General features: G+C 41.5%; 8 protein-coding genes. All 8 read right to left on the bottom strand.

Annotation, left to right across the window (positions count from 1 at the left end; translation table 11 throughout):
* Positions 1-169 precede the first annotated feature (169 nt).
* Positions 170-646 (bottom strand): acetyl-CoA carboxylase biotin carboxyl carrier protein, encoded by a 477-nt coding sequence (accB, locus tag CLV38_RS13110; RefSeq protein ID WP_170068914.1) that lies wholly within the window; start codon positions 644-646, stop codon positions 170-172.
* Complete coding sequence (gene fabF, locus CLV38_RS13105; RefSeq protein WP_106196403.1) at positions 646-1,884, bottom strand: beta-ketoacyl-ACP synthase II; 1,239 nt, start codon at positions 1,882-1,884, stop codon at positions 646-648. The genes accB and fabF overlap by 1 nt, the downstream gene beginning before the upstream one ends.
* A 16-nt stretch (positions 1,885-1,900) precedes the next feature.
* Positions 1,901-2,650, bottom strand: coding sequence for a 3-oxoacyl-[acyl-carrier-protein] reductase (gene fabG / locus CLV38_RS13100; RefSeq protein ID WP_425427791.1), 750 nt, complete (start codon positions 2,648-2,650; stop codon positions 1,901-1,903).
* Complete coding sequence (gene fabD / locus CLV38_RS13095; protein ID WP_106196400.1) at positions 2,643-3,572, bottom strand: ACP S-malonyltransferase; 930 nt, start codon at positions 3,570-3,572, stop codon at positions 2,643-2,645. Before fabD ends, fabG begins: the two co-directional genes overlap by 8 nt.
* Positions 3,573-3,656: 84 nt before the next feature.
* Positions 3,657-4,607 carry an enoyl-[acyl-carrier-protein] reductase FabK gene (fabK, locus tag CLV38_RS13090; RefSeq protein WP_106196397.1) on the bottom strand — a complete coding sequence of 317 codons (951 nt, stop codon included), beginning with the start codon at positions 4,605-4,607 and terminating at the stop codon, positions 3,657-3,659.
* 21 nt (positions 4,608-4,628) lie between these two features.
* Positions 4,629-4,859 carry an acyl carrier protein gene (locus CLV38_RS13085; RefSeq protein WP_106196395.1) on the bottom strand — a complete coding sequence of 77 codons (231 nt, stop codon included), beginning with the start codon at positions 4,857-4,859 and terminating at the stop codon, positions 4,629-4,631.
* Between the two features lie 16 nt (positions 4,860-4,875).
* Positions 4,876-5,862, bottom strand: a complete 987-nt coding sequence (locus CLV38_RS13080; RefSeq protein WP_106196392.1) for a beta-ketoacyl-ACP synthase III — start codon at positions 5,860-5,862, stop codon at positions 4,876-4,878.
* Positions 5,862-6,317 (bottom strand): fatty acid biosynthesis transcriptional regulator FabT, encoded by a 456-nt coding sequence (gene fabT / locus CLV38_RS13075; RefSeq protein ID WP_170068913.1) that lies wholly within the window; start codon positions 6,315-6,317, stop codon positions 5,862-5,864. The genes CLV38_RS13080 and fabT overlap by 1 nt, the downstream gene beginning before the upstream one ends.
* Between the last annotated feature and the right edge of the window lie 188 nt (positions 6,318-6,505).

Here is a 6,505-nt window from a genome sequence, read left to right as displayed (position 1 = left end):
CCCCAAGGAGGGATATAGAACATTCATAAAATGAATGTCGCAACTCCTTTTGCACTCGCTATAGAGAACTAACGTTCTCTATAGTTTGACGGTTTATTCAGTATGCTCTTTTTCCAAAAGATCGCCAGTTATTGCCATTACTTTTGTCTTGACTTATTACCATAAGACTTTAGCTTGTCTTTATTTTAATTAATGATTGATTAAATTCAACCGGTTGGCCGTCTTCGATCATAATTTTACTTACTTCACCATCTACATCACTTTTTATTTCATTCATCACTTTCATCGCTTCGATAATGCACAGCGTCTGACCTTTGGTGACTTTGTCTCCTTCACTGACAAATGCTGGTGTTTCCGGCGAGGATGAAAGGTAGCCTGTTCCGACAATAGGTGCCTTTAATTCATGTAAGTTCTCTTCATCTTCCACTACTTGGGAAGCAGGTTGAACTTCTTGAATTTCCGGAGAGGCTGCAGCTTTATTTGGTTCAAAAGACTGAGGATGTGAAGTGACTTCTTTATTCATTGAGACAACAGCCTGTTCTCTTTTGCTCATTTTTAAAGAAACTTCTTCGTTTTCCATTTCGAACTCATACAGAGATGACGAGTCAATATGATCGATCAGCTCTTTTAATTGTTCAAAGTTCATTATTGACCCTCCCATTTCTTGAAGCAAGTAACGGCATTATGTCCTCCGAATCCTAAAGAATTATTCAATGCATACTTGATTTCTTTTTCTCTGGATTTATTTTCAATGTAATCTAAGTCACAGGCTTCATCAGGTGTTGTTAAATTGATTGTAGGAGGCATGATTCCTTCCTGAAGAGCTTTAACAGCAGCAATTGCTTCTATAGCGCCTGCTCCGCCCAGTAAGTGACCGGTCATACTTTTTGTGCTGGAAACTGCTACATTTTTTGCATCATCTCCAAATGCTGCTTTGATCGCTTCTGTTTCTGAAACGTCATTTGCGGGAGTAGATGTACCATGCGCATTGATGTACCCAACGTCTGATGGGGTAATCCCAGCTTCTGACATGGCCAGCTTCATTGCACGTGCTGCACCGGATCCATCTGGTGAAGGAGCGGTCATATGGAAACTGTCCCCTGTAGCACCGTAGCCCGTTATTTCGCCGTATATTTTAGCGTTTCTATTTAATGCCGATGTTAAACTTTCAAGGACGATGACGCCTGCACCTTCACCCATTACAAACCCGTGACGATTTTTGTCGAATGGAATCGAAGCAGCATTAGGGTCTTCATTCGTGGAAAGAGCATTTAGAGCAGCGAAACCGGACATACCGATTTCATTGATGCTTGCTTCAGCACCGCCAGCCAGCATAACATCTGCGTATCCATGTTTGATCGTTCTGAACGCTTCACCAATCGAATTATTTCCGGAAGCACAGGCTGTTACAATTGACAGGTTAGGCCCTTTTGCGCCAGTTGCTATAGATATGTTACCCGCAACCATATTCCCGATTGCCATAGGTACAAAGAAAGGAGCTACTCTATCTAACCCTTTTTCATGCATTTTAATGATCTGATCCTGCATAGCATTCAATCCGCCAATACCTGATCCCACAATAACACCCATTCGTTCCGGATCAGTTACATCCAGGTCGATTTGACTATCCTTAACTGCTTCAAGAGCGGCAGCTACGCCGTATTGAGAAAATGGATCCATGCGTTTAGCTGATTTTCTGTCCATAACCTCTTTTGCAACGAAGCCTTTTACTTCTCCTGCTACATGAACATCAATCGCTTCTCCATCAAATTTAGTTAGAGGTCCAATTCCGTTTCTACCTTCTTTTAATCCATCCCAAAATTCCTGTACTGAATTACCTAAGGGCGTAATTGCGCCTAATCCAGTTATAACTACTCTTTCCATTCTTAGCCTCCTAAGGTTATCCGTTCATTACCATTCCGCCATCAACATGGAATACTTGCCCTGTGATGTACTTCTGGCTGCTCAAAAATTCAACTAAGTCAGCAACTTCTTCTGCTTCACCTAATCGTTTGAGTGGAACTGATTCTAGTGCTTTTTCTTTAATGTCATCTGTCAATTTCCCTGTCATATCCGATTCTATAAATCCTGGTGCAATGGCGTTCGCCACTACTCCTCTAGGCGCAAGCTCTTTAGCCAGGGATTTAGTCAACCCTATGACCCCTGCTTTACTGGCTGCATAATTGGACTGTCCTACATTTCCAACTGTTCCGACGACACTGGATAAATTGATAATATGTCCAGATCGCTGCTTCAGCATGACTTTCGCCACTTCTCTGGATGTGTAAAACGTCCCTTTTAAATTGACATCTAGTGTTGCATCAAATTCTTCGTCTGACATTCTGATTATCAGGTTGTCTCTAGTGATCCCCGCATTATTTACGAGAACATCAATTTGCTTAAACTGTTTTTTTGTTTCTTTAATCAGTTGTTTGGCAAATGATGAATCACTTACGTCTCCAGTAATAACATACGCAGTACCGGAGAAAGAGTTGAAATAATCCAGTAGTTCACTTGAAAGCTCACTGCGTCCATTAATGACAACATTGTGTCCAGCTTTCAAAAAACTGGTCGCTATCGCTTTACCGATGCCTCTCGTACTGCCTGTGACAATAACTGTTTTTTTATCCATAATTCCCCCGCTATCCATGTTTATTCTCCACTAATTTCTGTAACTGACTGACTTTTTCAATATTTTTAACCGCTACACTTTTATCAATCGCTTTGATGAACGATCTAAGTGTTTTACCAGGCCCGACTTCAATAAAATCTGTAGCACCATCATCTATCATCTGTAAAATCATTTGCTCAAACCTTACAGAGGAGGTCATCTGCTGTGTAAGTAATGTCGGTATGGATTGGCTGTCAGGATACTGTTCTGCAGTGACATTCGAATAAACAGGAATTGTACTAGTTGAGAAATGACTGTCTTTTAACACCGTCATAAATTCCTGAGCAGCCGGTTCAAGAAGCAGAGAATGAAAAGGACCGCTGACCTTCAGTTCCACTACACGCTTAGCTTTTGCTTCTTCAGCTTTGATCATAGCCTTATCAACACCCGCCGAACTACCCGACAAGACAAGCTGTGTCGGCGTATTATAATTAGCGACAGTAACATAATCAGTCTGGGATACCTCATCGCAAATTGATTCGATTAGTGCAGCATCCAAACCAATAACAGCTGCCATTTTTCCTTTTCCGTCTGGGACAGCTTCTTCCATCAGAGACCCTCTCTTATGAACAAGTTTTACCGCTTCAGAAAATGTCAGGGCTCCCGAGGAAACTAAAGCTGTGTATTCCCCAAGACTTAATCCCGCCACCATATCAGGGGTTATTCCTTCTTCGTTCAGTGATCTCTCAATAGCATAACTCACGGTGAGGATGGCTGGCTGAGTGTATGGCGTAAAATGGATTTTCTTCTCGTCTTCAAAGCAGATAGCGGATAAATCTTCGCCTAAAGCCTCGCTGGCTTCTTCGAAGATGTTTCTGACCATCTGACTGTGATCGTAGAATTCTTTTCCCATTCCTAAATATTGTGCGCCTTGTCCACTAAATACAAATGCAGTTTTCACATTCAACGACCTTTCATATTAAAGTAACGCTAATACTGCAATAAACTTTGAGTATCAAAGTATTAGCTGATTATTCGTCCTTTTTTAAAACACAACTGGATTTGAAGTGATTTCCTTGTACTCACTCATCAATTCCTGGATAATCTCTTCGCAGCTTTGTTCCTTGCTGACAAGTCCAGCAATCTGTCCGGCCATGAATGACCCTTCGTTTTTATCGCCTTCTACCACTGCTTTTCTTAAAGCCCCTTTAGCCAGAGCTTCCAATCTTGAAAAATCGGGTTCAGCATCACTGCTAATCTCTTTTTCGACTTTCAGGTATTCTTTAGTCAGTTTATTTCTCAACACACGGACCGGATGACCTGTCACCATTCCCGTAACGACTGTATCGATATCTCTCGCTTTAATAATACGCTTTTTAAATGTATCGTGCGCAATACTCTCATGAGCCACTACAAACCGGGTTCCCAGCTGAACAGCTGAAGCCCCCAGCATCAAAGCGGCTGCCATGCCTCTTCCATCAGCGATACCTCCGGCAGCAATGACGGGTATGTTCAATGCATCTACAACTTGAGGAACAAGGGTCATGGTCGTCAGTTTGCCGATATGCCCCCCTGCTTCCATTCCTTCACAGATAACCGCATCTGCCCCTTCGTTCTCCATACGCCTTGCTAGAGCTACGGAAGCGACGACTGGTATAACTGTGATGCTCGCTTCTTTGAATCTGTTCATATACTTACCGGGACTTCCTGCTCCGGTAGTTATGACTTTTATATTTTCTTCGCAAATAACGTCGACGACTTCATCCACATAAGGCGATAACAGTAAAATATTGACGCCAAATGGTTTATCCGTCATTTTCTTTGTTTCATGTATCGTTTTTCTGACCACTTCACCCGGCTCATGCCCTGAGCCAAGCATACCCAGTCCACCTGCGTTTGATACAGCCGCTGCCAGACTAGGAGTGGCTACCCAAGACATCGCTCCTTGTATGATGGGGTACTCAATGCCAAGCTGATCTAATAATGGTTGATTCATCTAGGAGCTCCTTCCTTATGATTAAGCTTCTAATTGTCCTTCGACATATTTAACTAAATCTTCCACAGTAGATAAGCCTTCTTCTGATTCGATTTTGATATCGAATTCATCTTCAATGTCATTGATGATCTGGAAAAGATCTAAGCTGTCTGCTTCCAATTCTTCTCTGAAGTTAGTTGTGCGTTGTACTTCGCTTTCTTCTTTGTCTAACTGGTCTACGATAATTTCCTGGATTTTTTCAAAAGTTGTCATTTTATAATTCCTCCGATTAGTTAATTTCTAAAAGCAGCGTTCCCCAGGTTAATCCCCCGCCAAACGCACTTAAGATAATTTTTTGTTTTTTGTCAATAAAAAGTTTTTTGTCTTTAGCTAATTCATCGATCAGAATAGGTAAGCTAGCCGCCGATGTGTTGCCATATTTCTGGATATTCATTGGAAATTTCTCAATAGGACATCCTAGTTTTTTTGCTACGATTTCAATTATACGAGCATTCGCCTGATGTAACAGAATGTAATCTACTTCTTCAAGTGAGGTATCATTGCTGTCCAGCACCTTATGGATACTCTTTGGAATCGATTTAGTCACAAAGTTGAAAATTTCCCTGCCGTCCATTGATAAAAATCCAGCTGACTCTTCCGCGTTGACCAGAGGGTTGCTAACATTTTTTTTACCGGACACAAGCGCTTCTCCTTTGTCACCATTCGCATGAAGATCTTCTGTGATAAAATGGTCGTCGTCTTCATTTTTCTTTAAAAGAACACCGCCGGCACCATCTCCGAACAGTACTGCTGTTTTTCGATCTGACCAGTCAATTGTCTTGGACATGACTTCACCACCCAATACCAAGGCATAAGGAAAGTCGATATGTCTCAACATTTTCTCAGCCGTTGCCAGAGCATAAACAAAACCCGAACACGCAGCATTAAGATCAAAAGCCATAGCATTAGTTGCTTTAAGAGCCGCCTGCACTTTACTCGCTACCGACGGCGACTGACCGTCAGGGGTCATGGTGGCGACAATGATCAGACCAATTTCGTCAGGGTTGACCGATTTACCTTCTAATGTTTTCATACTTGCTTTAATACACAAGTCGCTGGTATCTTCACCTTCTGATAAATAACGGGTCTCTATACCTGTGCGTTTGTATATCCATTCATGAGATGTCTCCATCCATTTCGACAAGTCGTAGTTGGACACTTTTTTTTTAGGGACATACTTCCCAGTAGAATGAATTTTTATTTTAATAGGGTTCATTACTCTGGTATTTGCTCCTTTGTGCGCTCTAAGAAACTGTGAAGGTTCACTAATCCTTTCATTAAAACTTCAGCTTCTTCCTCGCTCATTTCTTGTATCGTTTCTCTAACCATATCTCTATGAAATTTGTCGTGAAGGCGATAAAGCAGACGGCCTTGTTTGGTGAGGGCCAGCGTAATTACTCGTCTGTCTACTTCGCTCCTTAATCTGTTAACGTACCCTTTTCTCACTAGATTATTGACAGATACTGTCAATGTCCCGACTGTAATGCCCAACTTCTTTGCGACTTCACTCGTCGTGTGTTCCTGGTACATGCCGATTGCATCGATTGTATGCATTTCTTTTATCGATACATCTTTGAACTGGCTTAACCTTAAAGTGCGTTCTTCAATCATTAAAACATCGTTAAATATCGATACTAGATAACCGTTTATCTCATTGATTTTATGGTCCACATCAGCTCCTCCTATTCGTTTGCCTTTTTTGTTTGACTATCAAACTATTTGACAATCAAAATACTATATTAGATTTCAGGAACTGTCAAGAAAAATCGAGTAGGAGATAAATGATTAATTCATTTATCGTCCTCTCACACCACCGTACGTACGGTTCCGTATACGGCGGTTCAATATCTTAAGTAAGC

The sequence above is a fragment of the Alkalibacterium olivapovliticus genome (assembly GCF_003003275.1).
GTDB lineage: Bacteria > Bacillota > Bacilli > Lactobacillales > Carnobacteriaceae_A > Alkalibacterium > Alkalibacterium olivapovliticum.
Note: the sequence above shows the minus strand (reverse complement) of the source record. Positions and strands in the feature narration are given on the sequence as shown.